This window comes from Isoptericola sp. 178, assembly GCF_030586525.1.
In the GTDB taxonomy this organism is placed as follows: Bacteria; Actinomycetota; Actinomycetes; order Actinomycetales; family Cellulomonadaceae; genus Isoptericola; species Isoptericola sediminis.
In genome coordinates this window covers 483,683-507,218 of the sequence record NZ_JAUQYN010000003.1, presented here as the reverse complement: position 1 = coordinate 507,218, position 23,536 = coordinate 483,683, and the positions used below count along the sequence as shown (strand labels likewise).

At 70.0% G+C, this 23,536-nt stretch carries 21 protein-coding genes; 9 read left to right on the top strand and 12 right to left on the bottom strand.

Annotated elements, in window-relative coordinates; genetic code table 11:
* The first annotated feature begins 31 nt into the window (after positions 1 to 31).
* Complete coding sequence (locus Q6349_RS11510) at positions 32 to 415, top strand: Rv2175c family DNA-binding protein (RefSeq protein WP_304604199.1); 384 nt, start codon at positions 32 to 34, stop codon at positions 413 to 415.
* Between the two features lie 7 nt (positions 416 to 422).
* Here the strand turns inward: Q6349_RS11510 and Q6349_RS11505 are convergent, their stop codons facing one another.
* Together Q6349_RS11505 and Q6349_RS11500 are read right to left on the bottom strand one after the other, a co-directional pair.
* Complete coding sequence (locus tag Q6349_RS11505; RefSeq protein WP_304604198.1) at positions 423 to 1,532, bottom strand: polyprenyl synthetase family protein; 1,110 nt, start codon at positions 1,530 to 1,532, stop codon at positions 423 to 425.
* Positions 1,533 to 1,618: 86 nt separating this feature from the next.
* Complete coding sequence (locus tag Q6349_RS11500; protein ID WP_304604197.1) at positions 1,619 to 2,182, bottom strand: hypothetical protein; 564 nt, start codon at positions 2,180 to 2,182, stop codon at positions 1,619 to 1,621.
* Between the two features lie 108 nt (positions 2,183 to 2,290).
* Here Q6349_RS11500 and Q6349_RS11495 point away from each other — a divergent pair, with 108 nt between their 5' ends.
* The 4 genes from Q6349_RS11495 (at position 2,291) to Q6349_RS11480 (ending at position 7,446) form a co-directional block, all read left to right on the top strand.
* Positions 2,291 to 3,457: a DUF4192 domain-containing protein gene (locus tag Q6349_RS11495; protein ID WP_304604196.1), complete on the top strand. Its 1,167-nt coding sequence runs from the start codon at positions 2,291 to 2,293 to the stop codon at positions 3,455 to 3,457.
* 9 nt (positions 3,458 to 3,466) lie between these two features.
* The gene (locus tag Q6349_RS11490; RefSeq protein ID WP_304604195.1) at positions 3,467 to 3,811 is read left to right on the top strand and encodes a universal stress protein; all 345 of its coding nucleotides are present in this window, start codon (positions 3,467 to 3,469) and stop codon (positions 3,809 to 3,811) included.
* A gap of 253 nt (positions 3,812 to 4,064) precedes the next feature.
* Entirely contained in the window at positions 4,065 to 5,684 is a 1,620-nt protein-coding gene (locus tag Q6349_RS11485) for an RNA polymerase sigma factor (RefSeq protein ID WP_304604194.1), read from the top strand.
* Between the two features lie 175 nt (positions 5,685 to 5,859).
* Positions 5,860 to 7,446, top strand: a complete 1,587-nt coding sequence (locus Q6349_RS11480) for a hypothetical protein (RefSeq protein WP_304604193.1) — start codon at positions 5,860 to 5,862, stop codon at positions 7,444 to 7,446.
* A gap of 14 nt (positions 7,447 to 7,460) precedes the next feature.
* Here Q6349_RS11480 and Q6349_RS11475 read toward each other — a convergent pair whose 3' ends face one another.
* Positions 7,461 to 8,234, bottom strand: coding sequence for a hypothetical protein (locus Q6349_RS11475; protein WP_304604192.1), 774 nt, complete (start codon positions 8,232 to 8,234; stop codon positions 7,461 to 7,463).
* 248 nt (positions 8,235 to 8,482) lie between these two features.
* Positions 8,483 to 8,686: a hypothetical protein gene (locus Q6349_RS11470; RefSeq protein WP_171248320.1), complete on the bottom strand. Its 204-nt coding sequence runs from the start codon at positions 8,684 to 8,686 to the stop codon at positions 8,483 to 8,485.
* Positions 8,687 to 8,838: 152 nt separating this feature from the next.
* Between Q6349_RS11470 and Q6349_RS11465 the strand changes: the two genes are divergently transcribed.
* Complete coding sequence (locus Q6349_RS11465) at positions 8,839 to 10,965, top strand: type IIA DNA topoisomerase subunit B (RefSeq protein WP_304604191.1); 2,127 nt, start codon at positions 8,839 to 8,841, stop codon at positions 10,963 to 10,965.
* Here Q6349_RS11465 and Q6349_RS11460 read toward each other — a convergent pair.
* Positions 10,962 to 12,182 carry an amidohydrolase gene (locus Q6349_RS11460; RefSeq protein WP_304604190.1) on the bottom strand — a complete coding sequence of 407 codons (1,221 nt, stop codon included), beginning with the start codon at positions 12,180 to 12,182 and terminating at the stop codon, positions 10,962 to 10,964. The two genes, Q6349_RS11465 and Q6349_RS11460, sit on opposite strands and share 4 nt — an antisense overlap.
* Positions 12,179 to 13,225 carry a pyridoxal-phosphate dependent enzyme gene (locus Q6349_RS11455; protein WP_304604189.1) on the bottom strand — a complete coding sequence of 349 codons (1,047 nt, stop codon included), beginning with the start codon at positions 13,223 to 13,225 and terminating at the stop codon, positions 12,179 to 12,181. Before Q6349_RS11455 ends, Q6349_RS11460 begins: the two co-directional genes overlap by 4 nt.
* 112 nt (positions 13,226 to 13,337) lie before the next feature.
* On the opposite strand from Q6349_RS11455, the gene Q6349_RS11450 reads away from it, so the two are divergent.
* Both Q6349_RS11450 and Q6349_RS11445 read left to right on the top strand, forming a co-directional pair.
* On the top strand, positions 13,338 to 13,772 hold the full coding sequence (locus Q6349_RS11450) for a DUF4430 domain-containing protein (protein WP_304604188.1): 435 nt from the start codon (positions 13,338 to 13,340) through the stop codon (positions 13,770 to 13,772).
* Positions 13,769 to 14,362, top strand: a complete 594-nt coding sequence (locus tag Q6349_RS11445; RefSeq protein ID WP_304604187.1) for a DUF6580 family putative transport protein — start codon at positions 13,769 to 13,771, stop codon at positions 14,360 to 14,362. Before Q6349_RS11450 ends, Q6349_RS11445 begins: the two co-directional genes overlap by 4 nt.
* Here the strand turns inward: Q6349_RS11445 and Q6349_RS11440 are convergent.
* From Q6349_RS11440 to Q6349_RS11430, 3 genes are all read right to left on the bottom strand, one after another.
* Positions 14,329 to 15,255: a hypothetical protein gene (locus Q6349_RS11440; RefSeq protein ID WP_304604186.1), complete on the bottom strand. Its 927-nt coding sequence runs from the start codon at positions 15,253 to 15,255 to the stop codon at positions 14,329 to 14,331. The two genes, Q6349_RS11445 and Q6349_RS11440, sit on opposite strands and share 34 nt — an antisense overlap.
* 66 nt (positions 15,256 to 15,321) lie before the next feature.
* Positions 15,322 to 16,236, bottom strand: coding sequence for a hypothetical protein (locus Q6349_RS11435; RefSeq protein ID WP_304604185.1), 915 nt, complete (start codon positions 16,234 to 16,236; stop codon positions 15,322 to 15,324).
* Between the two features lie 55 nt (positions 16,237 to 16,291).
* Positions 16,292 to 16,927 carry a dihydrofolate reductase family protein gene (locus Q6349_RS11430; protein WP_304604184.1) on the bottom strand — a complete coding sequence of 212 codons (636 nt, stop codon included), beginning with the start codon at positions 16,925 to 16,927 and terminating at the stop codon, positions 16,292 to 16,294.
* Positions 16,928 to 17,078: 151 nt separating this feature from the next.
* On the opposite strand from Q6349_RS11430, the gene Q6349_RS11425 reads away from it, so the two are divergent.
* A complete protein-coding gene (locus Q6349_RS11425; protein WP_304604183.1) occupies positions 17,079 to 17,450 on the top strand; it encodes a rhodanese-like domain-containing protein in 372 nt (123 codons plus the stop codon).
* A 67-nt stretch (positions 17,451 to 17,517) separates the two neighbouring features.
* On the opposite strand, the gene Q6349_RS11420 is transcribed toward Q6349_RS11425, so the two are convergent.
* The 3 genes from Q6349_RS11420 to Q6349_RS11410 form a co-directional block, all read right to left on the bottom strand.
* Positions 17,518 to 18,975: a DUF234 domain-containing protein gene (locus Q6349_RS11420; RefSeq protein ID WP_304604182.1), complete on the bottom strand. Its 1,458-nt coding sequence runs from the start codon at positions 18,973 to 18,975 to the stop codon at positions 17,518 to 17,520.
* Between the two features lie 48 nt (positions 18,976 to 19,023).
* Positions 19,024 to 19,470, bottom strand: a complete 447-nt coding sequence (gene arfB / locus Q6349_RS11415) for an alternative ribosome rescue aminoacyl-tRNA hydrolase ArfB (RefSeq protein WP_304604181.1) — start codon at positions 19,468 to 19,470, stop codon at positions 19,024 to 19,026.
* Between the two features lie 395 nt (positions 19,471 to 19,865).
* Positions 19,866 to 23,510 carry an NACHT domain-containing NTPase gene (locus Q6349_RS11410; RefSeq protein WP_304604180.1) on the bottom strand — a complete coding sequence of 1,215 codons (3,645 nt, stop codon included), beginning with the start codon at positions 23,508 to 23,510 and terminating at the stop codon, positions 19,866 to 19,868.
* Between the last annotated feature and the right edge of the window lie 26 nt (positions 23,511 to 23,536).

The following is a 23,536-nucleotide window of genomic DNA, read 5'->3' as shown; positions in this document are numbered from 1 at the left end:
GCCGGGCGGGCGTGGAGGCTAGGCTGGCGCCGTGAGCGATGCACCTGAGCAGACCCCCCTGGACGACCTCGTCGGCGACTGGCTGACCCTGCCCGACCTCGCCGACGCGGTGGGGACCGACGTCAGCAAGGTGCGGGGCATGGTGTCGTCCCGCCACGTGATCGGGGTCAAGCGCGGGGAGCGGACCACCTTCCAGGTGCCGGCCGCGTTCGTCGTCGAGACGTCGGACGGCGGGGCGACGGTGCTCGAGACCCTGCGCGGGACGCTCATCCTGCTCGGGGACGCCGGGTACAGCGACGCCGAGGCCCTGCGGTGGCTGTTCACCGAGGACTCCACGCTCGGCACGACCCCGGTGGGCGCGTTGCGTGCCGGACGGCGCGCGCAGGTGCGCCGGCTGGCGCAGGCGCTCGGCTGAGAACCGGTCAGGCCCGCCGGTCGACGGCGACCCGGGCGAGGTCGGCGAGCACCTCGCGGCCGGGGGAGCTGAGGTCGGACGACGCGAGGCGCTCGAGCGCAGCACTGGCGAGCTCGTCGATGAGGGCCTCGACGTCGTCGACCGCCCCCGAGGCGGTCATGGTGTCCCGCAGCGCGGAGACGTCCTCGGCGGAGAGCTCGGGGTCGCCCAGGTGCTTCGACAGCAGGGCCCGGGCCTCCTCGCCGCCGTCGGCCAGGGTCCGGGCCACCAGCACGGTGTGCTTGCCCTCGCGCAGGTCGTCGCCGGCCGGCTTGCCGGTGACCGCGGGGTCGCCGAACACGCCCAGCAGGTCGTCGCGGAGCTGGAAGGCCTCGCCGACGGGCAGCCCCACGGCGCTGATCGCCTCGACCTCCTCCGCACCGGCGCCGGCCAGCACCGCGCCGAGCGCCAGCGGACGCTCCACCGAGTAGCGCGCCGACTTCGAGCGCAGCACCGTGCGGGCGCGCTGCTCGTCGGCGACGGGGTCCAGGCCCCAGGGCTCGGCCTGCACCAGCACGTCGAGGTACTGGCCGACCACGACCTCGCTCGTCATGGTGTCGAACAGGTCGCGGGCGGCGCGGGCGACCGTGGGCTCGACGGCGTCCAGCGCGGCGGCCGCCTCCCGGTGGCAGGCCACCAGGCACAGGTCGCCCAGCAGGATCGCCACCGCCGTGCCGAACCGCTCGCCGTCGCCCGTCCAGGCGTTGTCGCCGTGCCGTGCGGCGAAGACGCGGTGGGCCGTGGGACGGCCGCGGCGGGTGTCGGAGGCGTCCATCACGTCGTCGTGCAGCAGCGCGGCGGCCTGGAACAGCTCGAGGGCGGCACCGATGCGGACGACGGCGTCACGGGTGGCGCCGGTCGGGGCGCCACCGTGCGCGCGGAACGACCAGTAGCAGAAGGCGGCACGCAGGCGCTTGCCGCCGTCGAGCAGCGTGGAGACGTGTTCCGTCAGTGCCGCGGTCCCGGGACCGATCTCCGCGACCTCCTCGCCCAGCCGGGCGAGGTGGGCACGCAGTGCCGTGTCGACGTCCGTGCGGAGGTTCTCGAGTTCGACCAGGGGGGTCGCGGCAGCAGGCATGGGCACAGCCTAAGCGTGCTGAGTAGTTTGGGCCGGTGATCGTGACCCGACCGTGTCCTGCGTGTCCCCGGGCCTTCGTCCGGTGGTCAGGAACCGTCGGTCGGCCCGTCGGCGGCCACCGTGCCGGACAACGACACCAGGCGCCGCTCGCCGTCGTCCAGCACGCCGATGAGGACGGTCTCGACCGCCGCCCTCTTGGTGTCCCGCGTGCGGGTGAACACCGACCGCGCGGCGAGCCCGGAGGCCGGGACCTCGTCGGCCTCGGCGAAGCCGGCCTCGTCCAGCCGGCGCGCGTAGGACGCCATGACCTTGCGGGCGGACTGGTTCGTCGCCAGGTTGAGGGAGACCTCCACCAGTCCGTCCTCCGCCGGCAGCGCGGAGCTGGCGAGCACCGTCGCCTTCTTCGGGGCACCCAGCAGACCGGTGGGGAATCCCTGGGCGTAGTCACCGACGGCCGACGACGGGTCGAACGACGGCAGGGCGGTCGGGACGTCGGAGGGGTCGCCGGTGGGGTCGGGGCCCGACGCCGCTCCCTGGCCGTCGGCCGTGCCGCAGCCGCTCACGAGGCACGCCACGAGGGCGGCCGTCGCGACGGCACGCGCGGCGGGTCCCGGCGTGCGGTCGGCACGCGGGCGGCTGGTCGGGGACACGGGGACACCGTAGTGGGCGCTCACCCCCAGCAGGGCCCGTCCCCAGGCCCGGCCGCGGGACGGGCCGGGGCGCGGCGGCCGGGTGCCGCGAGGCAGTGTGCTCGCCTCATGACGACCACCTGTGACCCCGCACCCGACACCGTCCGCCTCCGTGACGCCCACGACCTCCTGGCCGCCGTCCCGTACCGGCTGGGGTTCCGGCCCACCGAGTCCGTCGTCCTGGCCTGCGTGACCGCGTCCGGGCGCCTCGGGCTCGTCGCCCGCGTCGGCCTGCCCGACCTCGCCGGCCCCGGGGACGTCACGGCCGGTCTGGAACCGCTCACCCGTGCCGTCGCGGACGTCGACCCGACCTTCTGCCTGCTCGCCCTGTACACCGCGGGGGAGGTCGCGGCCGCCATGGACCGGGTGGAGGCCGTCCGCCGGGTCGTCGCCCCGACCGTCGAGGTCGACCGCTGGCTCGTGACACCGCACGGGTACCGCGGCCTGGACTGCGACGACGTCGCGTGCTGCCCGCCCGGCGGGTTCCCGACCGCCGCCCTCGAGCACGGGCCGGTGGGGGCGGCCCACGTCCTGGCCGGCCGCGCGCTCGCGGACTCGGCGGAGGAGGCCTTCCGCCTCCCGGCCGCCACCGCCGCGGCCCGGGGGCTGGCGGCCCGGGCGGCACGACGCCGCGAGAGCGCCCGACCGACCACCGGCGACGAGGAGGCCGCCCGACGGTGGCGGGGCGAGGCGTGGTCGGCCTGGCGGTCGGCCCTGGGGCAGGTCGACGACGACCCGGCCGCGGACCCCGCGCTGGGCCCGGCCCTGCTCGGCCGCGTCGGTGCCGGCCTGGCCGACCGGCGGGTGCGCGACGCCGCGCTGCTGAGCCTGCTGCCCCGCGGTGACGAGGCCACCGCGGCGACCGTCGAGGGGGTCGAGGACGACGAGGCCGGCGCCGCCCGCGCGATGGCGTCCGTCGTCGACCCCGACCACGCGGTGGCCCCGGACCCGGCGCGGCTGCGACGCGGCGCCGTCGTGCTCGAACAGGTGGTGGCGCACGTGCCCCGGCGTCTGCAGGCGCCACCCCTGACGCTGCTCGCGTTCCTGGCGTGGTGGCAGGGCGACGGCCCGCGGGCGGCGCGGCGTGTCGACGCCGCGCTGGCGGTCGACGCGACGTACCGGCTGGCGCGGCTGGTGCACGGTGCGGTGTCGGCAGGGCTGCCGCCCGGGTGGGTCCGGGCCGACCAGCGAGCGGACGGCCCGGCCGGCAGACCCCGGGGCGGCGGCGTCCGGTAGCGTGCAGGCATGGCGATCGTCGTGGGACATCTGAGCACTCCCGAGGGCGAGAAGGCGCTGGCCGCCGCCGAGGCGGAGGCCCTGCAGCGCCAGACGCGACTCGTGGTCATCAGTCCGGGTTCCGGGGGAGAGGACGTCGCGCAGCGGCTGGAGGCCGCGTCGATCGAGCACGTGGTGGTGCCGGGCACCGGCGACCTCGCCGAGGACCTGGTCCGCGAGGCCCTCGAGGCGCAGGCGGAGCTGATCGTCATCGGGCTGCGACGGCGCAGCCCCGTGGGCAAGCTCATCCTGGGCTCCGGCGCACAGCGCATCCTGCTGGAGGCCCCGTGCCCGGTGCTGGCCGTCAAGCCGTGACGCCACGCCGCTGACCCGCGTGTCGCCACGCCGAGGATCCGACGGGGAATAGACGGGCCGTCATCCGGCGTTCACCTGCGTGACCACCGATGACGTACCGGGAAGCGCAGCCGTGGCGAGGCGGCGAGGGCCCTCCGGGCCCCTCTTCCCTGGTACCGCCAGTACAATATAGGTATTCCGCTGCGTCGAGAGGCCCTCGTCCCAGGCTCCGACCGCGGTCCACCGTCTCCCTCGAACGCCGAAAGGTCGGTTTGTGGCGTCCACTGCGCAGAACCCCCCGCTGCCCCGAGAGTTCGACCACCCTGCCCTGCAGGAGCTGCTCGACCGCGGCACCGCGAACGGTCGTGTCGACGCGGAGAGTTTCCGCTCTGCCTGCGAGCACGCGTCCGTGGGTGACCCGAAGCGCCTGAAGGCCGTGCTGCGTGCCTTCGCGGGCGCCGGTGTCGAGGTCGGCGTGCCCGCGGCGACCAAGGTCGCCGCGGCCGCGAGCTCGTCCACCAAGACCTCGACGCGTGCGAAGGCGCCCGCGTCGAAGCCTGCCGCGAAGAAGCCCACGACGTCCGCGGCCGCCGGCACGACGTCGGAGGCCGAGGACACCTCGTCCGCGGACGCCGAGTCCGGCGAGGCCACCACGTCGGCCGCGAAGAAGACGGCGGCCAAGAAGCCCGCCGCCAAGAAGACGGCCGCCAAGAAGCCGGCGGCCAAGAAGGCCGCGGCGACGACCACGACCACGCGCAAGGCGGCGGCCAAGGCCCACAAGCCCGCCCCGGAGCCGGACGGCGTCCCGGTCGAGGACGAGGAGGGCGAGGGCCCCCGCGAGATCCACGTCACCGGGATCAAGCTCCAGCGCGGCAAGAAGGAGGAGGAGGGCGGCGGCTTCGTCGTCTCCGACACCGACGACGACGACCAGCCCGCCCAGCAGGTCGTCACCGCCGGCGCGACGGCCGACCCGGTCAAGGACTACCTCAAGCAGATCGGCAAGGTCGCGCTGCTGAACGCCGAGCAGGAGGTCGAGCTCGCCAAGCGCATCGAGGCCGGCCTGTTCGCCGAGGAGCGCCTCGCGCAGGACTTCGCCGACTTTGACCGCACCAAGGCCTCGGCCGACGAGCGCAAGATGTGGCGCGACCTGCGCTGGATCGCGCACGACGGCCGCCGCGCCAAGAACCACCTGCTCGAGGCGAACCTGCGTCTGGTCGTCTCGCTCGCCAAGCGGTACACCGGCCGCGGGATGCTGTTCCTGGACCTGATCCAGGAGGGCAACCTCGGTCTGATCCGCGCGGTCGAGAAGTTCGACTACACCAAGGGCTACAAGTTCTCGACGTATGCCACCTGGTGGATCCGGCAGGCGATCACCCGCGCGATGGCCGACCAGGCCCGCACCATCCGTATCCCGGTGCACATGGTCGAGGTCATCAACAAGCTCGCCCGCGTGCAGCGCCAGATGCTCCAGGACCTGGGCCGCGAGCCCACGCCGGAGGAGCTGGCCAAGGAGCTCGACATGACCCCGGAGAAGGTCGTCGAGGTCCAGAAGTACGGTCGTGAGCCCATCTCGCTGCACACCCCGCTCGGCGAGGACGGCGACAGCGAGTTCGGCGACCTCATCGAGGACTCCGAGGCGATCGTCCCGTCGGACGCGGTGTCGTTCACCCTGCTGCAGGAGCAGCTGCACCAGGTGCTCGACACGCTCTCCGAACGCGAGGCCGGCGTGGTCTCGATGCGGTTCGGCCTGCAGGACGGCCAGCCCAAGACGCTCGACGAGATCGGCAAGGTCTACGGCGTCACGCGTGAGCGGATCCGTCAGATCGAGTCCAAGACGATGTCGAAGCTGCGGCACCCGTCGCGCTCGCAGGTGCTGCGCGACTACCTCGACTGACCGACACCCCCGCGTGCGGGGATGAAAAGATGCCGTCCTCCTCCCCGGGAGGGCGGCACTTTTCATGCCCACAGCGGGCCGGGGCCGACGCGCGGGGTATCACCGGTGGGTCCGGCAGGCTCTTCCCAGACAGGGGCCCCGCAGCGAGGTGCGCTGCCTGACGGAAGGCCGGACCATGCCATCGAACGAGGATCCACTCCCGCAGGGAGTTCCCTCCGCGGTCGCGGAGCGAGTCGGCGAGGTCCGGCGCCCGGCGACCGACCCCACCCTGGGCGTCCCCGTCGCGGTGACGGGGACGAAGGGCACACCCCCGCACCGGCTCGTCGCGATCGGCGACTCCCTGACGCACGGGTTCCAGAGCGGGGCGATCTTCAACACCGACCTCTCCTGGCCGGCGATCGTCGCGCACGAGCTGGGGTGGTCGGGGCTGCGCTACCCGCGGTACGGCGGTCCCGGCGGGCTGCCGATCAACATCGAGCTGCTGCTGCGCGACCTGGAGCACCGCTTCGGGCCCACGCTGTCCCTCTGGGAGCTCCCGCTCGCCCTCTTCCGGGCACGTCAGCTCATGGACGAGATCGAGGACTACTGGGAGCGGGGCCCCGGCGCGCATCCCACCGAGGTCGCCGGCGCCATGCACGTCCTGGGGATCTACGGGTGGGACCTGCGGGACGCCCTGTCGAAAACGGCCGCGAGCTGCCGGCGGGCCATCGGTGAGCCGCGCGACGCCCTGCTCAGCCAGATCGTCGAGAACAACGGCGAACGCGCCGCGCTGCTCGTCTACCCGATGGCGGAGGCGGACCAGGACAAGACCGTGTTCGACGTCGCCCGCGACCTGGGCGAGGACCACGACGACTCGGCCGAGTCGGGGATCGAGACGCTGGTCGTCTTCCTGGGTTCCAACAACGCCCTCCAGTCGGTGACGAAGCTCGACGTCACCTGGTCCGACAAGGACTTCAAGGATCTGCGCAGGAAGAACCGGGCCACGGTCTGGCGGCCGGAGCACTTCGCGTCGGAGCTCGACGAGATCGCGACCGAGGTGAGGCGGATCAACGCGCGCCACGTCATCTGGTGCACCGTCCCGCACGTCACCATCGCGCCGATCGCCCGCGGGGTGGGCGGCAAGACGAAGCCCGGCTCCCGCTACTTCCCCTTCTACACACGGCCCTGGATCGACGACGCCACGTTCGACCCGCACCAGGACCCGTCCATCACGGGCGCCGAGGCCCGGGCCGTCGACTACGCCATCGACTGCTACAACGACCACATCGAGAGCGTGGTGCACGCCGCCCGCAGCGCCGAGGGTGAGGACGCCAAGGACTGGTACCTCCTCGACGTCGGCGGTCTCCTCGACCGCCTCGCATCCCGGCGCTACCTCACCGACCCCAACGCCCGCCCGGACTGGTGGTCCCCCTACCCGCTCCCAGCGCCGCTCACGGCGCTCGCCCCGGTCCCGGACTCGCGCTTCCTGACCGGTGACGGCGACGGCGGCCGTGCGATGGGTGGACTCTTCTCCCTCGACGGCGTGCACCCGACCACCATCGGCTACGGTGTCATCGCCCAGGAGGTCATCAACGTCATGCGCCTGGCCGGGGTCCCGTTCGGTGCGCGGCAGGACCCGGTCGTGGTGGACATGCACCGCCTCATCCGCCGGGACACGCTGGTGCGGACCCCGCCCCAGAACATCAGCCCCAGCCTGGAGACCCTCCGCTGGGCGGACGAGACCCTCGACTGGGTCAAGCGCGCCCTCGTCTTCAAGGCCTGAGCCCTCGGGCGGGACTACGTCTCCCGGCGGCTCGCCTGGCGGCCCACGGTGTACCCGACGATGGCCGCGAGGACCGAGACCAGCCCGTCGGAGCCGATCTTGTCCGTGACCCCCAGGAGGATCACGGCGAGCACCACCATCACGAGGATCATGCCCTCGATCTGGGAGCGGAAGGCGCCTGCCGCACGCTCCGCCTCTTTCGAGTCGGCGCTGGCCATCTGCCGGTTCTTCCTGGCGACCGTCATCACCATGAAGGTCAGCAGCGCCGTCGCCGGGAGGACCGTCAACGCCACGACGACGAACAGGTCCCAACCCTCCAGCGGGGAGCTCGGCGGGACGACCGTGAGCTCGGGCGACGGCTCCGCCTGGAGTCCGAGCGCTTCCAGCTCGGCATCCGACAGCTGGAAGTCGACCGTCGCCGTCAACCGGGGGTCCTCGGTGATCTCGACGACCGTGCCGGACTCGCTCCCGGTGTCGACGCGGAAGACGGCCGTCGCTCCCGGGCCGCACTCGGCGGGAAGGATGAGCTCGAAGGTCGCGCCCTCCCCGGTGACGAAGTCGCCGCACGTCCTCTCGTCCGCGCCGTCGGCGGCGGCGACGACCGTGACGTGGACACCCGTCGTCGGGACCTCGCCGTTCACGGTCACGAGGCCGACGATGGTCTGCTGGTCCGCGACCGGGGACGCCGTCTCGGCGCCGGCGGTCGGGGCGGGCACCGACACGGCGAGCATCGCCGCCGCGAACATCGACGCCAGCGCGGCCCTCATGACGCTCCTGGGCAGACTCATGGTCCGGCCCTCCTCGTGGATGCACCGTGTCACGCCCTGTTTCACGGTAGGCAGGGTCCTGGACACACGCACCGCAAACGCGCACGTCAGACGTCGGACGCATTGCCGACATGGTTCGCGATCACGCCATGCCGGCGTCCGCGAGGCGCGCTCGCCGGATCGTGCCCGCCTCGACATGACGAAGGCCCCGCACCGATCGGTGCGGGGCCTTCGTCGGTCCGGGGCGTCCCCGGCAGGTCGTCGTGGGGTCAGGAGGCGCCGTGCTCGGCGTGCAGACGATCGGTCTCGTCCTGAACGTGCGTGGCCACGGACTGGTAGGCGTCGGCGTGGGCGCGGGCGTGGTGGCCGCAGAACAGCAGCTCCCCGGCGGGAAGCTCGACACGCACGTAGGCCTGGGCCCCGCAGCGGTCACAGCGGTCGGCGGCGGTCATCTGGGTCGTGTCTTCCGTCATGGTGCTCACGCCACCATCAAACCATCTGGGCCGCGATTTCTTCCCGGGAGGAGGCCTGGTTCGCTGTCGGCGATCAACGCCGCGGGTCACATCTCGGCCACCAGCGGGGCGCCTGGGCGGTGCTGTCAGCGGGCTCGGCTACCCTCGACCGCGTGACAGCCACGTCCGAGTCCGGGTACACCGCACGCCATCTCTCCGTCCTCGAGGGCCTCGAGGCGGTCCGCAAGCGCCCCGGCATGTACATCGGGTCCACCGACTCCCGCGGCCTGATGCACTGTCTTTGGGAGATCATCGACAACTCCGTCGACGAGGCGCTCGGCGGACACGCCGGCGCGATCCGCGTCGTGCTGCACGCCGACACCTCCGTGACGGTCGAGGACGACGGCCGCGGCATCCCCGTGGACGCCGAGCCGAAGACCGGCCTGTCCGGCGTCGAGGTGGTCTTCACCAAGCTGCACGCGGGCGGCAAGTTCGGCGGTGGCTCGTACACCGCCTCCGGCGGCCTGCACGGTGTGGGTGCGTCCGTCGTCAACGCGCTGTCCGCGCGGCTCGACGTCGAGGTCGACCGCGGCGGCAAGACCTACGGCATGCGGTTCCACCGCGGTGAGCCCGGGACCTTCGCCGACCCCGCCACGGGCCCGACGCCGGAGGCCCCGTTCGAGCCGTTCGTCGACCACTCCGAGCTCGAGGTCGTCGGCAAGGCGCCCCGCAAGCGCACCGGCACGCGGGTGCGCTACTGGGCGGACCGGCAGATCTTCCCCAAGTCGGCGGTGTTCTCCTACGACGAGCTGGTCACGCGGGCGCGGCAGACGACGTTCCTGGTGCCCGGGCTGAAGATCACCGTGCGCGACGAGCGGGGCCTGCCCGGCACGCCGGGGGAGTCCGGGCCGCACGAGGAGGTCTTCCAGCACTCCGGCGGCGCCGTGGACTTCGTGGAGTTCCTCGCCCCGGACACCCCGGTCACCTCGACCTGGCACCTGACGGGGTCCGGCTCGTTCACCGAGACGGTGCCCGTCCTGGACGCCAAGGGCCACATGACCTCCCAGGAGGTGAAGCGCGACTGCGAGGTCGACGTCGCGCTGCGGTGGGGCGTCGGCTACGAGACCGAGCTGCGCACCTTCGTCAACATCATCGCCACGCCCAAGGGCGGCTCGCACCGCACCGGGTTCGAGCAGGGCCTGCTCAAGACGATCCGCAAGCAGGTCGAGGCCAACGCCCGCCGGCTGAAGGTCTCGGCGAAGGACTCCGCCGAGCGCATCGAGAAGGACGACGCGATGGCCGGCATGACCGCCGTCGTCACCGTCAGGCTCGCCGAGCCGCAGTTCGAGGGGCAGACCAAGGAGGTCCTCGGCACCGCGCCGGTGCGCCAGATCGTCTCCCGCGTCGTGGAGGACGAGCTCAAGGCGCTGCTGACCTCGACCAAGCGGGACGACAAGGCGCAGGCCTCCCTGCTGCTGGAGAAGGTCGTGGCGGAGATGCGCGCCCGCGTCACCGCGCGCAAGCAGAAGGAGATCTCGCGGCGCAAGAACGCCCTGGAGTCCTCCTCGCTGCCGGCCAAGCTGGCCGACTGCCGCAGCGACGACGTCGGGCGCTCCGAGCTGTTCATCGTCGAGGGTGACAGCGCCCTCGGCACGGCCAAGCTCGCGCGGTCGTCGGACTTCCAGGCGCTGCTGCCCATCCGCGGCAAGATCCTCAACGTCCAGAAGGCGTCGATCAGCGACATGCTGCGCAACGCCGAGTGCGCCGCGATCATCCAGGTGCTCGGCGCCGGGTCGGGGCGCTCCTTCGACGTGGACGCCGCCCGGTACGGCAAGGTCGTGCTGATGACCGACGCCGACGTCGACGGCGCGCACATCCGCACCCTGCTGCTGACGCTCTTCTACCGGTACATGCGGCCGCTGCTCACCGAGGGCCGCGTGTTCGCCGCCGTGCCGCCGCTGCACCGCATCGAGGTGCTCGGGTCGGGCCGCCGCAAGGGCGAGTACCTGTACACGTACTCCGAGGCCGAGCTCAACGCGACGCTGAAGAAGCTCGACAAGGCCGGCCGCCGCTACAAGGACGACATCCAGCGGTACAAGGGTCTGGGCGAGATGGACGCCGACCAGCTCGCCGAGACGACGATGGACCCGCGCCACCGCACGCTGCGCCGGGTGACCGTCGAGCACGCCGAGGCCGCCGAGCGTGTCTTCGACCTGCTCATGGGCTCCGACGTCGCGCCGCGCAAGGAGTTCATCGTGGCCGGGGCGAACGCCCTGGACCGCGCGCAGATCGACGCCTAGGCCGGCGCTCCGTCGGACGGCGGAGGAGTCGTGAGGCTCTCGACGACGGCCTCGCGGTAGAACGCGATGCCGGCCGCCAGCACGTCGTCGTTGAAGACGTAGTCGGCGCTGTGCAGCGGCACCCCGCCCGCGTCGGGTGCGGTGCCGTTGCCGAGGAACACCAGGCAGGCGGGCACGTGCCCGGCCAGCACGCCGAAGTCCTCGCTGCCCATGATCGGCGGGGCGTCGACGTCGAGCCGATCCATGCCCACGGCCCGCGCCGCGGCCAGCCCGGCCAGGGCCACGCTCGCACCGTCGTTGACCGTGGGCGCGAACTCGCGGGTGTAGTCGACGGTGACCTCCGCGCCGTGCGCGGCGGCGACCCCGGCGGCGACCTCCCGGATGCGGCGCTCCAGCAGCGTGCTGACGGCGGGGTCGAAGCTGCGGGTGTCCCCGGTGATCGTGGCGTGAGTGGGGATGGCGTTGCGGGCCCCGTCGGTGTGCAGGTCGGTGCACGACAGCACGGCGGTGCTCACCGGGTCGACGCTGCGCGCGACGACGTGCTGCAGCGCCACGACGATCTCCGCGGCGACGACGAGCGCGTCGACCACCAGGTGCGGGGCGGATGCGTGCCCGCCGCGGCCCCGCACGGCGACGCGGAAGTTGTCCTCCCCGGCCATGATCGGACCCGGCCGGGTGCGCAGGTGCCCGGCCGGCAGCCCTGGGATGTTGTGGATCCCGAACAGCTGGTCGATCGCGAACCGGTCGAACAGCCCGTCGTCGACCATCGCCCGGGCACCGTGCCCCGGCTCCTCGGCGGGCTGCAGCACGAGGCGGACCGTGCCGTCGAACCCGCCGTCCTCGGCCAGCAGCGCGGCGGCGCCCAGCAGCATCGCCAGGTGGCCGTCGTGCCCGCAGGCGTGCATCGCCCCGGGACGGGTCGAGGCGTACTCGACACCGCTCGCCTCGGTGATCGGCAGCGCGTCGAGCTCGGAGCGCAGCCCCACCGACCGGCCGGACGTGCCGCGTGTCAGCGAGGCGACGACGCCGGTTCCGCCGACGCCGGTGACGACCTCGTGCCCGAGCTCCGCCAGCACGCGTGCGGCATACGCGGCGGTCGCGTGCTCGGTGAACGCGGTCTCGGGGATGCGGTGCAGGTCGTGACGCCACCGCCGGGCACGGTCCACCACGGCGGACGGGACGGCGTCAGCGGTGGGGCCCGGGGCGCTCGCGGTCATGCGGGGGATCCCTCGGTGTCGTGCGGAGCGCCCTCGGTGCTGAGCAGCACGACGACGGGGTGCAGCGGCAGGTCGAGCGCTTCGCGGCGGTGTGGTTCGGCCAGTGCGGCGCGGACGCCGGCGAGCGTGGCGGCACCGCTGGGTCCCGAGGAGATGCCGAGCCGGCCCAGGTCGGCCACCGCCTGCTCGGCCTCGTCGTCGCTCACGGTGACCGCGGCGTCGCAGCCGTCGCGCAGCACCGGCCACGCCGTGCTGGAGACGGTGCCGCAGTTCAGGCCCGCCATCACCGTCGATCCCGTCTGAACGGTGACGGGCTCGTGCACGGCGAGGCTCTCCAGCGCGCAGGCCGCGCTGTCCGGCTCGACGGAGAGCACGGTCGGGTGCGGGGTGTCCGGGCGGCGATAGTGGCGCACCACGGCCTCGGCGAGCGAACCCACGCCCACCGGCACGGCGACGATGTCCGGCGTGCGGCCGAGCTGTTCGTCGACCTCCTCCAGCAGGGTGCCGTAGCCGTCGACGATCCACGCCGGGACGTCGGTGTAGCCCTCCCAGGCGGTGTCCTGCACCAGCGCCCGGGTGTCGGCGGCGTCGGCGTAGTCCGCCGCGGCACGGACCGCGTCGTCGTACCCGACGTCGAGCCGCACGACGGTCGCCCCCTCGGCCTCGATGGCTGCCTGGGTCGCCTGCTCCATGACGTCGGGGACGAACACCGTCGCCGGGACGCCGAGCTGGTGGGCGGTGCGAGCCACCGCCCGGCCGTGGTTGCCGTCGGTCGCCGTGACCAGCTCCGCGCCCGGTTGACGTTCCAGCACCTGCCGGCAGGCCCAGGAGGCGCCGAGGATCTTGAAGGCGGGCAGCCCGAGCCGGGACGACTCGTCCTTGACGAACAGGCGTCCCACGTCGAGCTCCGTGGCGAGCTCGGGGAGCTCGACCAGCGGGGTGGGGGAGTAGCCGGGCAGCGTGCGGTGGAAGTCGCGCGGGCTGTCGTGCGTCGCCGGCGCGTCCCAGGTGCGGGCGTCGGGTGCGCTGAACCATCGAGTCACCTGCTCATCATCGACGCGTGTGAACGCCCTGGTCCAGCGCGAGAGCGAGGTCACGCGTCCGGATGGCGGCACCCCGCACGTCCGGCAGAGGACGCGGGCTAGGCTCGACGGCGTGAGAATCCCGAAGCGCACCACGCCCGACCGTCTGCTGTCCGCCGCCGCCGTCGGCGCGCTCGCGGTGGGGCTGCTGGCCGGGTGCGGGCAGGACGACGACCCGGCGGCCACCCCCGTGGACACCTCGGCGTCGGTCTCCGCCCCGCAGGACACGGCCGAGGAGTCGGCCGAGCAGGACGTCACCGAGTTCTCCTACACCGGCGAGGACGGCAGGACGGCCCTGGAGCTGCTGCTCGAGGCCGACCCGGAGGCCGAGGTGACCGGCGAGGGCGAGATGGCCTACGTGACCGGCATCCAGGGGCGCACCGCCGTCGAGGGCGAGGAGTTCTGGTCGCTGTCCGTCGATGGTGAGATGGCCCAGGTCGGTGCCGGCGCGCTGGAGACCGAGGACGGCCAGGAGATCACGTGGACGCTCGAGGAGATCACCGAATGACCCCGACGACGGACCTGACCCTGCGCGACCTCGGCGAGCGCTGGTGGCGCCCCGCCGTCGCCGTGCTGCTCGTGGCGGCGGCGATCGTGTGGCGGGTCGTCAAGGACGACCTCGGCGCCCCGCCGAACCTGGAGCTGTCCACCGCGGCCGCGTTCGCGGCGGCCGGCCTGCTGCGGCACCGCCTGGCGATGCTCGCCCCGCTGGTCGTCGTGGCGATCAGCGACGTGCTGCTGACCAACTCCGCGATCCTGCTGTTCACGTGGACCGCCTGGGCAGCGATCGGCGTCGGCGCCTGGTGGACCCGCCGGGCGAGCGGCGGCCGCCGCGTCGTGGCCGCGCTGGGCTTCGGCGTCGGCTCCTCGCTGGTGTTCTACCTCTGGACGAACTTCGGCGTCTGGCTGCAGGGCCGCGGCACCTTCTACCCGGCCGGTCTGGACGGGCTCCTGGCCAGCTACGTCGCCGGGCTGCCGTTCCTGCGGCCCATGCTGCTCGGCAACCTCGTGCTCGTGCCGGTCGCGGCCGCCGTCGTGGCGCTGGTCGAGCGGCTGGAGCGGGCTCACGCCGTCGGGACGGCGCCGACGGCGGCCTGACGTTCCCGCTGGCGCCGACGGACGAGGAGCACGACCAGCTGGCCGACGACGCCGACGACGAGCGCCGTGACGGGGTACGGCAGGCCCCTGTCCAGGAAGACCTTGAGGTCGTCGAGGACGACGGGGACAAAGGCCACCAGGCTCGGCCCGCCCGGAGTTCCCCAGTGCGTCAGGACAGGGAGGACGGCCGGTCCGATCCAGAGGATCAGCACGGCGAGCGCCCAGGCTGCCAACCGGCGGAGGGGTGTCCAGCCGCACCAGGCCAGCGCGACTCCCGTGAGCACGGCGGGGGTGTAGGTCATGGTCAGGAAGAGTGCGCGCATCAGCTCAGTCGGCACCGCGCCCTCCGTCACGATCCCCGGGGGCAGCAGCAGCGTCGGGAGCCAGAACCCCACCGCGACGGCGCCGACCGCCGCCGCGACGGTCGCCGCCGGGACGGAGCCGAAGGCCAGCACGCGGCAGACGACGACGGACAGCACGAGCAGGATTCCCACAGCCACCGCGCCGAGGACGGTGTTGAGCGCGGCGGGTGAGTCAGGGCGGAGTCTCGGCAGGATCACCGTGAGGCTCTGCACCGTCGCGCCTGCGAAGACCACGGCGAGCCCGGCAGCTGCGGCCCAGGCCGCACGACCCGTCGAGCCGGACGCGCCTCGGCGCAGGACCAGCCCGATGGCTGCCCCGGGAAGGACCACGATTCCCCCGAGACGCACGAAGGTCATCAGGTTCAGGGGGAGGAGCGCGCCACGAGCGTCCGCCAGCCAGGGCGGGCCGTCCATCGGCGGGGCCTGCAGCCCGGCCACGAACCAGGGGAGCAGGCTGACGACGGCGGTGCCGACGCCGAGGAGGAATCCTTGGATGGGTGTGAGGCCTCGGAGCGACGGTGATCCGGTCATGACCAGGGATGATGTCACACCGCGTGGCGCCGGCGTCGTGATGCTCGGCGGGCGGCTGGAGCGGGCTCACGCGGTCGGGGCGGTGTTCGCTGTCTCGCGGTAGCGCCGCCGGGCACGGGGTGCGACGAGCCGGCCCACGACGCCGACCAGGATTGCCACAGCGGCGAACGGCAGGCTCCAGACCAGGCCGTCCAGAGCGACGCCGACGTACTGCGCGGGGCTCGCCGAACCCGGCGACCGCGCGATGACGAACCAGTACGTCGCCGCGTCCAGAACGGCTTGACCGACCCCGAAGATCAGCAGGGCGACCGTCCAGGCCCAGAGCCGGCGTCGAGGCGTCCAGCCGCACCACGCCAGGGCGACTCCGAGGAGGACGGCGGGTGTGACCTGCGTGATGACGGCGAGCGTGGTGATGACTCCGTCCGCGAGCTGAAGCCCCCACGTCCACGTGATGCGCAGGACGCTCTGCAGCCAGTACCCGGCGGCCACGGCACCGACCGCTGCGGCGACGGTGGCGGCCGGCACCGTGCGGTGGGCCAGCACCCGGGAGACGAGGGCGGAGAGCACGAGCGCGACGGCCACGGCTGTCAGACCGACAGCGACATCGAGCAGACCGGACGTCTCCGGGCGGAGCCTCGGCACCGTCGCCGCGACGCTCTGCAGTGCCGCCAAGGCGATGACCAGGACCAGTCCGGCGGTCGCGGCGGCGTCGACGCGCCCCGGCATCCCTGCGGTCCGCGGGCGGAGGACGACCCCGACGATCGCGCCGGGCAGGACGACGACCCCGAGCATGAGCGCGAGGAGGTCCGGCGCGAACGGTAGGAACGTGCCGACGAAGAGGTCGGGCGTGTTCGGGTAGGTCGGCCACGATGGCTGCCATCCGACCAGGATCCAGGGGAGCAGTCCGACGACGGCCGCGCCGGCGCCCAGGAGGAAACCTTGGACGGGCGTGAGCTCGCGGAGCGACTGCGATCCGGTCATGACCAGGGATGATGGCACGCCGGCCCGTCGCGACGCGAGCGTCGACGAGCCGTGATCAGCCGACTCCTCGGTCCGGTGCGTCCATGTCGCCCGTCGCCGGGGTGCCCTCGACGAGGCCGTAGCGCAGGTGCACCACGCCCCGCGGACTCGCTGTCGGCGGGTCGAGCAGGGTGAAGCTCGTCGGCACTTCGCCACCGTCGAACACCTTCTTGCCGACGCCGAGCACGATCGGGTGCACCCACAGGTCCAGTCGGTCGACCAGCCGCTCCCGCAGCAGCGTCCGCAGCAGGTCGAGACTCCCGACGACGCGGACCTGCTCGTGCCGGTCGCGCACCTCGCCGACGGCGCGCGGGAGGTCCGGGCCGAGCAGCGTGGACCCGGCCCAGGTCAGGTCTGGCGTGCCGCGGGAGGCGACGTACTTCGGCACGCGGTTGAACAACGTCGCGATGTCGTCGTCCTGCCCGCCCTCCTGGTGTGGCCAGTACGCGGCGAAGATGTCGTAGGTCCGTCGTCCGAGTAGCAGCGCGTCGATCCCCGCGTAGGCCGCGGCGACCTCGGCGCCGGTGACCTCATCGAGCAGTGGGGCCTGCCAGCCGCCGAACGCGAACCCGTCGGGATCCTCGTCCGGGCTGCCGGGGGACTGGCCCACGAGGTCGAGGGTGGCGAACAGCTCGCTCTGGATGATGCCCATGGAATCCTCCCGGTAATCCGTTCAAGCATGGGACCGGCGGAGGGGCGGAGACTCATCGATCACGGCTTCCTAGATACCCCAGGGGGTATCTAGTAGTATGCTCCGGGACGGGGTGATCGCTCCGTGCGACGACTGACGGGAGTAGTAGGGCATGTTCAAGATGTCGATGCTGGGAATCGGGCTGGCGCTGACGGGCACCGTGGCACTCGCCGCGTGCGCGCCGTCGGGTGACGGTGAGACCACGACGCTGGATGCCGGGACGACGGTGATCGACGTCCGCACCCCGGCCGAGTTCGCCGGCGGTCACCTGGAGGGCGCGCTCAACATCGACGTCCAGTCGCCCGACGCCACCCAGCAGCTCGCCGAACTGGACCCGAACGGCTCCTACGTCCTGTACTGCCGCTCGGGCAACCGCGCCGGCGCCGCGCTCGACTTCCTCAAGGCCCAGGGCTTCGAGGACGTCGTCAACGCCGGCGGCGTTCAGGAGGCCGCGGACGAGACCGGCCTGGAGATCGTCGACTGACGTCACGCACCCTGGCGGGCGGGCTCGCCGCGGGTGGGCCGTATGAAGCGCACCCGCCACGTCGCGGTCAGGCCCGCCAGCCGGCGAGCAGGTCCGCTGCTCTGTAGGTGAGGTCCGCGCCCTCGACCGGTCCTCCGTCGGGGCTGACGGCGGCGAACAGAGCAGCTGCGCTGCGTGGAACCTTGCCGGCCGCAGTGCGGAGGTGTTCGACCTCCCGCCGCGAGACCGCGCCGCCCGGGCGCCACTTGATGGTTCCCAGCAGGACGGTGCGTTCCCGGGAGACGGCCGCGATGTCCACCTCGGTCTGCCCGTCACGGGTCCACCAGGCGCCGACGTCCTCGACGCTCTCGAGCCGCGGATCGTCGAACGCCAGGCGGGCGAGCGACTCACGGACGACGGGCTCGATGCTGCGTCCCCGCCAGGACGACCAGTCCCGCTCGAAGCGCCCGAAGGCGTGGTCGGCCCGTCCGCGAGAGATCAGCTCGAGGCTGGGGTCGACGTACCGGAACCAGAACCGCAGGTAGGGGTCGGTCACGCGATACCGGCGCAGTCGCCCCTTCTCGGGAGCCCAGACCGGCTTCTCCGTGGTGACGAGTCGCTTGTCGTCGGTCAGGACTCGCAGCGCCCGGGTGGTGGCGGTCTGGTACCGCGTGACCTCGGCGTCCTCGAGGCCGGCGGGGATGAGGTCGTTGAACCGAGGTGCCGTGGACTCGTTCGCGCCGATCGCCGACAGCACGCGGGCCGCGGCGGGGGAGTCGGGGAACTCCGCGTCCAGGGTGAACCGGGCGGTCGAGACGAGCGGGCTGTACAGGTCCGCGAAGGAGTCGGCCACATACTGCGAGACGCCGCCGTCGGACCGGGCGAGGTCCGTGACGAGGCGCGGGTAGCCGCCCGTGACGAGGTAGGCGTCGAAGATCTCGGTCGGGGTCGCGTCCGGAAGTGCCTGGGCGATCTCCGCAGGGTTGAGCGGGTCGACGACGAGCGGGCGGACACGGCCGTACAGGGCGCGGCCGTACTCGGACAGCCGGTCCATCATCGCGACGTCGGACCCCACCAGGACGACCAGTACGGGCAGGTGTTCCAGCGTCTGGTCCCAGACGTTCTGGAGAGTGCCTTCGAGCGACGCGTCGGCGGCGACGGCCCACGGGAACTCGTCGAGCACGACGACGGCCGGCCCCTGACGTGCCGCGACCTCGATCGCCCGGAACCAGTCACGCCACGACTGCAGGGAAAGGCCTTGGGTGACCTCGGTGCCGGGGAGTGGTCGGGTCGACGACGTGAGCGCCTCCGTGGCGTCGGCGACCTGGGTGCGCGTCGGTGCGCCGAGGGTTCCTGCGGCGAAGACGTACGGCACGTCGGTACTGCGCACGAAGGTGTCGACCGCCGTGGACTTGCCGACCTGTCGGCGGCCTCGCATCGCGACGATGCGCCCTTGGCCGTGCGTGCGGACCGCATCGAGGTGCTGCGTCAGCGCCGCGACGACGTCGGCGCGGCCGTAGAAGGGAACCCGCGGATTAGTGGTCACGCTTGTATCATACGGTGATGTATTTAAAGTGCCCAGAGATGGGCACGATTAGTCGTCCCGTGACGGCCGGGACGAGCGCATCCGCTTCGTCGCGGATCGCTGCTTCTTGGCCTTCAGCCGCCGTTCCTGGGACCCGCGGGTGCGCCGGGTGGCACGACGCGCGGGGCCAGGTGGCGCAACGGCGTCAGCGACCAGCGCTGCCAGGCGGTGCGCGGCCGCGTCGCGGTTCCGCCGCTGTTCGCGGTGCTCGGACGCCGTCACCGTGAGGACTCCGTCGACCAGGCGGTGACCCGTCCGGGCGACGATCCGCTCCCGCTGGACGCGGCTCAGCACCGCCGAGCGTTCGACGTCCCAGGACAGCTCCACCCGGGAGTCCGTGGTGTTGACGCCCTGCCCGCCGGGGCCGGAGGACCGCGAGAAGCGCTCGGTCAGCTCGGCCCGGGGGATCGTCAGGGACGGGCTGACGACGAGTCCGGATTGGGTCGGCGAGGGCACGACTCCATCGTGGCGTGGTCGGAGCTCGCCGCGCACGGCGAGGCTGTCCCCGAAAGCCCCGGCCAACTTCTTCAGCCCAGTTCGCTCTAAGTATGGACCGTTTGGCCACCGCGGACGTGCAGACTGCTGAGCAGACTCCCGTTGGCCAGTTCGTCTTGCCGATGCACGATCCGAATTGGCGCCCTCCGGTCCGCAGTTGTACATCGCACTCCGCGGCACGGAAGATCGGAGATCGGGTCAAATCCGACGTGGCAGGACTGTGCAAGATGTGACTGCGAGACACGACCTGGATGGTGCCGGAACCTTGCCGTGATGCCGCATCGGATCAGCGGTGCCCACAAAGCCTGAGCGGTGGAAACACGAAATTCTGGACAGCGCTGTACTGGTATCTCAGTTCAACCGAGAACCCATGACTGTCTCCGGGCAACCTCGCCTACTGGCTCGGGTACATGCTGCCCGAGTGCATACTGATAGACCGAGCGAACAAGACTTGGCGGATAATCGTCCGGATTGGAAACGATGCTCTCCGCGACGTGCCCTGGCCAGTCCATCTGCTCCAGCAGCTTGCGGCTCCGCACTCCGCGGGGCCAGCCGTGAAGTCTGAGCGACTCAAGCCACTTGTCGGCATCATTAGCGCTGAGGTTGCGCCAACCTGAAAAACTGGACCACTCTTCCTCGCGATTAAGGACGTCCACCTGTTTGGCAACTCCCGATGTGGCCAGAACATGGTCGGGCAACTCTTCGATCTGAACGCGCCCAAAGGCCAGCACTAGGGCAACTCCTGTCGCCTCATCATTGACATCAGAAGCAACGACCGCTACTCGATCTCGCGCGCCTCGCCTTGCGCGAACGTCGGTTGCCTGGCGAATTGCATCGAAGAGCCGCAGTCTGTCGTCCACTGCAAGTTCAGAAATCGCATGTTGGATACCCTGCAAGTTCGACTGGACATGCCTCGCGGGAGCCCAGCAAAGTAGGATAGTCAGCCAGAACAGATTCATTTCCGGCTTCGAGTCCTGAATTAGTTCGGACCACCAACTGGCTGACCCCTGGTAACCTCGCGCGAGTCTTGCTCTCTCAAATAGGGGTCGACTCGGATCCAGCGCGAAATCGCTCGCCTCCTTAGCCCTCCAAACATCGACGCCGCCGCAATTTATGGCGGCAAGGCGCAGTACTGCCCAGCGATCCCCGAATGCTTCTCTCGCGTGCTCTAGGAGCATGGTGTAGCTTTCTGAATCGATGGCTCTTGGCTCGCGCCAAGAGTATTCATCCCAGTAGTATGAAAGAAACTCTTCGATCTTGGGTTGGCGGTATTCGATAGGATCAGCGCTCCGGCGCAGGCTGAATCGCGGGAGAGATACATCTGCGGCTAGCGCTTCTGCAACGTCTGTTTCCATGCTGCGCTGAGGGGTGTGGAATCCGCCGCCTGCGAGCACTTCCTCTAGTATGAAGTTCCGAAGATCGACCGACATTTCCATAAGGCCGCGACCCAAGAAGCAGATTGCGCGCGCACGTGTTCGACGTTCACTGTGATCCGCAGCATCACTGGTGACTAATCCAAGTGTGCGGCCTCCGTCTTGTAGCAATCCTGCACGCAAGGCAAAAACTAGTCGAGCTGTGCGCTCACCGCCGCGGGACTCGCCAATCCATCTCTCGCAGTTCAGATGATGCTCCGGGCTCGGGTTCAACTTTAGTGTGCGCGCCAATCCTACTGATGAATTAGTGTGCGGCTCAGATGTTACGTGGTCGACAATCGATTGCGCAAGGCGTTCTCTGCCACACTCCTGCGGCAGAGCCAGTTCATCGTAAGTCCCAAATTCAAGCGCTGCCAACCGCATGCCCATCTCGTCAAAGGCAAAGTCTAGGACCTCGTTCTGAACCGGTCGCTTGAGGTTGAAAACCCAGTCGGCCAACAGTTCTACGGCCACATTTCGGGCGATGAGTTGAAGCGCGAGACTCGCTGAGTTGCCTAGTTGCTTGAGGCTCGAATGCAGCGCAGCGATCTCACCAGGTTGATAAAATCCCGCATAGAAGCGGGTTACGTTCGCCCAGTACGGGTTTGACGCAATCGCTTCAAACCTTTCAGATCGATCGCCACCGAAGTTCTGATGGCGATAATCCAATACGGGAGCTGACGAATACAGATGTCTGGCGGCGAAGTACTCTCGGAGCGGCTGAACTTCGAATTCAAAATACCCTTCGACCCGCTGGACTAGAACCCAAACACGTTCTATGCCGTGTGTGAAAACCTCATCGACGACGGAGCTGTCGTGCTCAGCTCGGTCCAGGTAGGACTCGACTTCGTGCTTGAGACTCTCCTCGTCGATGCTTCCTGAACCGCGGTCGCTCTCAGCGCCCGACTGCAGCACCCATGCCAAATGCTCGACGATTCCCGATATTACTGCTCGGTGCCGGCGAACGACCGCGCTCTTCTCCGCCTCGCGCGTCATGAATAGCTTGACGTACTCACTATAGAGTGACGTACGTGCGTCTGGCAGCGAGTGCCCAATGGAGAGAATTAGGTTGAGAAGGATGGCAAGTTGCATCGGGTTGCGCGTCAGTTCTCGGATATGAGGCTGATCTAATTTCTGGTCGAGGATACTGCGCACTTCGGAAGAACGATCGTCATCGAGCGAACGCGCGATCATCCATTTTTCCGTGTATTGGCGAATCGTCGAGCGATCAATTGGTGCCAGGTTGAAGCGAGCAAAGCTCCGGCCGAGTGCTGGCTTTCGGCCGACAAGCGAGGGCCGGGTTGTCACGACCACCTGTATGTCGATCGCATCGTCCTGAAGTCGGTTAAGGCCGTGCACGATGGATTCAATGACGGTCTTTCGGAGTCTTACGTCAGCAACCTCATCTAGGCCATCGAGAAAGAGCAAGAGTGGGCTGCGCCCAATCGTCTGTACGAGATCGTCTATTGAGAATTCTCGGCCACCTGATTGGATAGAAACTAGCGACGCCAGGAAGCGCTCCAAGCTACGCGTTGTTTCAATGTCGGGGTTCGGGCTGTTTAGGTAGCGCTGTCCGTCCAGGTATGCAGCGAAATCTCTGAGGTCCACTTTTACGGGTAGCCGTATCGCGCAACCTGCGTGAGCATCCGGGAGAGCATCGACGAGATCTTGTTTGCCAAGTAGTCGGGCTCGATGAACCTGACAGATGTATTGCGCTAACGTGGATTTGCCCTGCCCTGGTGCGCCTTGCAGTACAACCCAGGGGAAGACTCTATGCGTGCGTTGGTCTAGTAGTAGATCTGCGGTCTTTGCGAGAAAGGCGCGCCTGGAGTTGAAGGATGACTCGATCTCATCGCCATCAGAGGCAAGTCGCTCACTAGCCAGGTCGGTGATGAGGTCTCGGAACGGTCCAAGATCTTCGACGGGCTGCGGCATTTCAAGGTCAGAAAGGTCAATTGGCACATCAACAAATAGATCTATCAACGAAGAGGTTAGATCGACTTGGCGGAACTTGACTTGCTCGTCTTTGAGATATTGCTCGCTGACAAATGAGCGTATTGTCCGGGCTATCCTTTCTCGTCCCGGTTTCGCATTGGCTTCCAGGATGAGTGTTAGCGCATCATTTCCCGTCATGAGCGCCGGGTAACTTAGCTTGAGGTTCGGCCGAGCGTCAAGTCGACGATCGATCTCGTCGCGCCAGAATATCTCGGCCGGAATGGATACGTTCGCTTTTAGCCATTTTTGAACAAGGTCGTGGCGGCCAACATCGAGGTGTGCCGTGGTTTTTGCGTTGGTTGCTAGAATGTACCTTTTTGCGCCCCGCATAATCAGGCGCTCGATCTTAGGGAGCTCGCCTTCGAGCGTTGAGATCATCCATTCGGCGGTTACAGGTTCGTCCTCGCGGCGAAACTTGACTTGCAGTACTGTTTCGCCAATCCCTTGAGGACCTCCGGTTGCGCTCAGGCCGTCACGTCCACCGTCTGGCTGGCCAACCGGGAAGCATTTTAGGTCGGGAAAGTCATCGATCAGTAGCGCCTGCACGAATTGCTGGAATCGATCCGCGCCCAGTTGCTCGTATAGGTAAGACAACTCCGCCTCCGCTTCCCTGCCCCAGT

What these genes read in the sequence shown, in the direction of transcription:
- Q6349_RS11505 (WP_304604198.1), bottom strand. Translation starts at nt 1,532, where the DNA reads ATGCCTGCTGCCGCGACCCCCCTGGTCGAACTCGAGAACCTCCGCACG.
- Q6349_RS11495 (WP_304604196.1), top strand. Translation starts at nt 2,291, where the DNA reads ATGACGACCACCTGTGACCCCGCACCCGACACCGTCCGCCTCCGTGAC.
- Q6349_RS11490 (WP_304604195.1), top strand. Translation starts at nt 3,467, where the DNA reads ATGGCGATCGTCGTGGGACATCTGAGCACTCCCGAGGGCGAGAAGGCG.
- Q6349_RS11480 (WP_304604193.1), top strand. Translation starts at nt 5,860, where the DNA reads ATGCCATCGAACGAGGATCCACTCCCGCAGGGAGTTCCCTCCGCGGTC.
- Q6349_RS11475 (WP_304604192.1), bottom strand. Translation starts at nt 8,234, where the DNA reads ATGAGTCTGCCCAGGAGCGTCATGAGGGCCGCGCTGGCGTCGATGTTC.
- Q6349_RS11470 (WP_171248320.1), bottom strand. Translation starts at nt 8,686, where the DNA reads ATGACGGAAGACACGACCCAGATGACCGCCGCCGACCGCTGTGACCGC.
- Q6349_RS11460 (WP_304604190.1), bottom strand. Translation starts at nt 12,182, where the DNA reads ATGACCGCGAGCGCCCCGGGCCCCACCGCTGACGCCGTCCCGTCCGCC.
- Q6349_RS11445 (WP_304604187.1), top strand. Translation starts at nt 13,769, where the DNA reads ATGACCCCGACGACGGACCTGACCCTGCGCGACCTCGGCGAGCGCTGG.
- Q6349_RS11440 (WP_304604186.1), bottom strand. Translation starts at nt 15,255, where the DNA reads ATGACCGGATCACCGTCGCTCCGAGGCCTCACACCCATCCAAGGATTC.
- Q6349_RS11435 (WP_304604185.1), bottom strand. Translation starts at nt 16,236, where the DNA reads ATGACCGGATCGCAGTCGCTCCGCGAGCTCACGCCCGTCCAAGGTTTC.
- Q6349_RS11430 (WP_304604184.1), bottom strand. Translation starts at nt 16,927, where the DNA reads ATGGGCATCATCCAGAGCGAGCTGTTCGCCACCCTCGACCTCGTGGGC.
- Q6349_RS11425 (WP_304604183.1), top strand. Translation starts at nt 17,079, where the DNA reads ATGTTCAAGATGTCGATGCTGGGAATCGGGCTGGCGCTGACGGGCACC.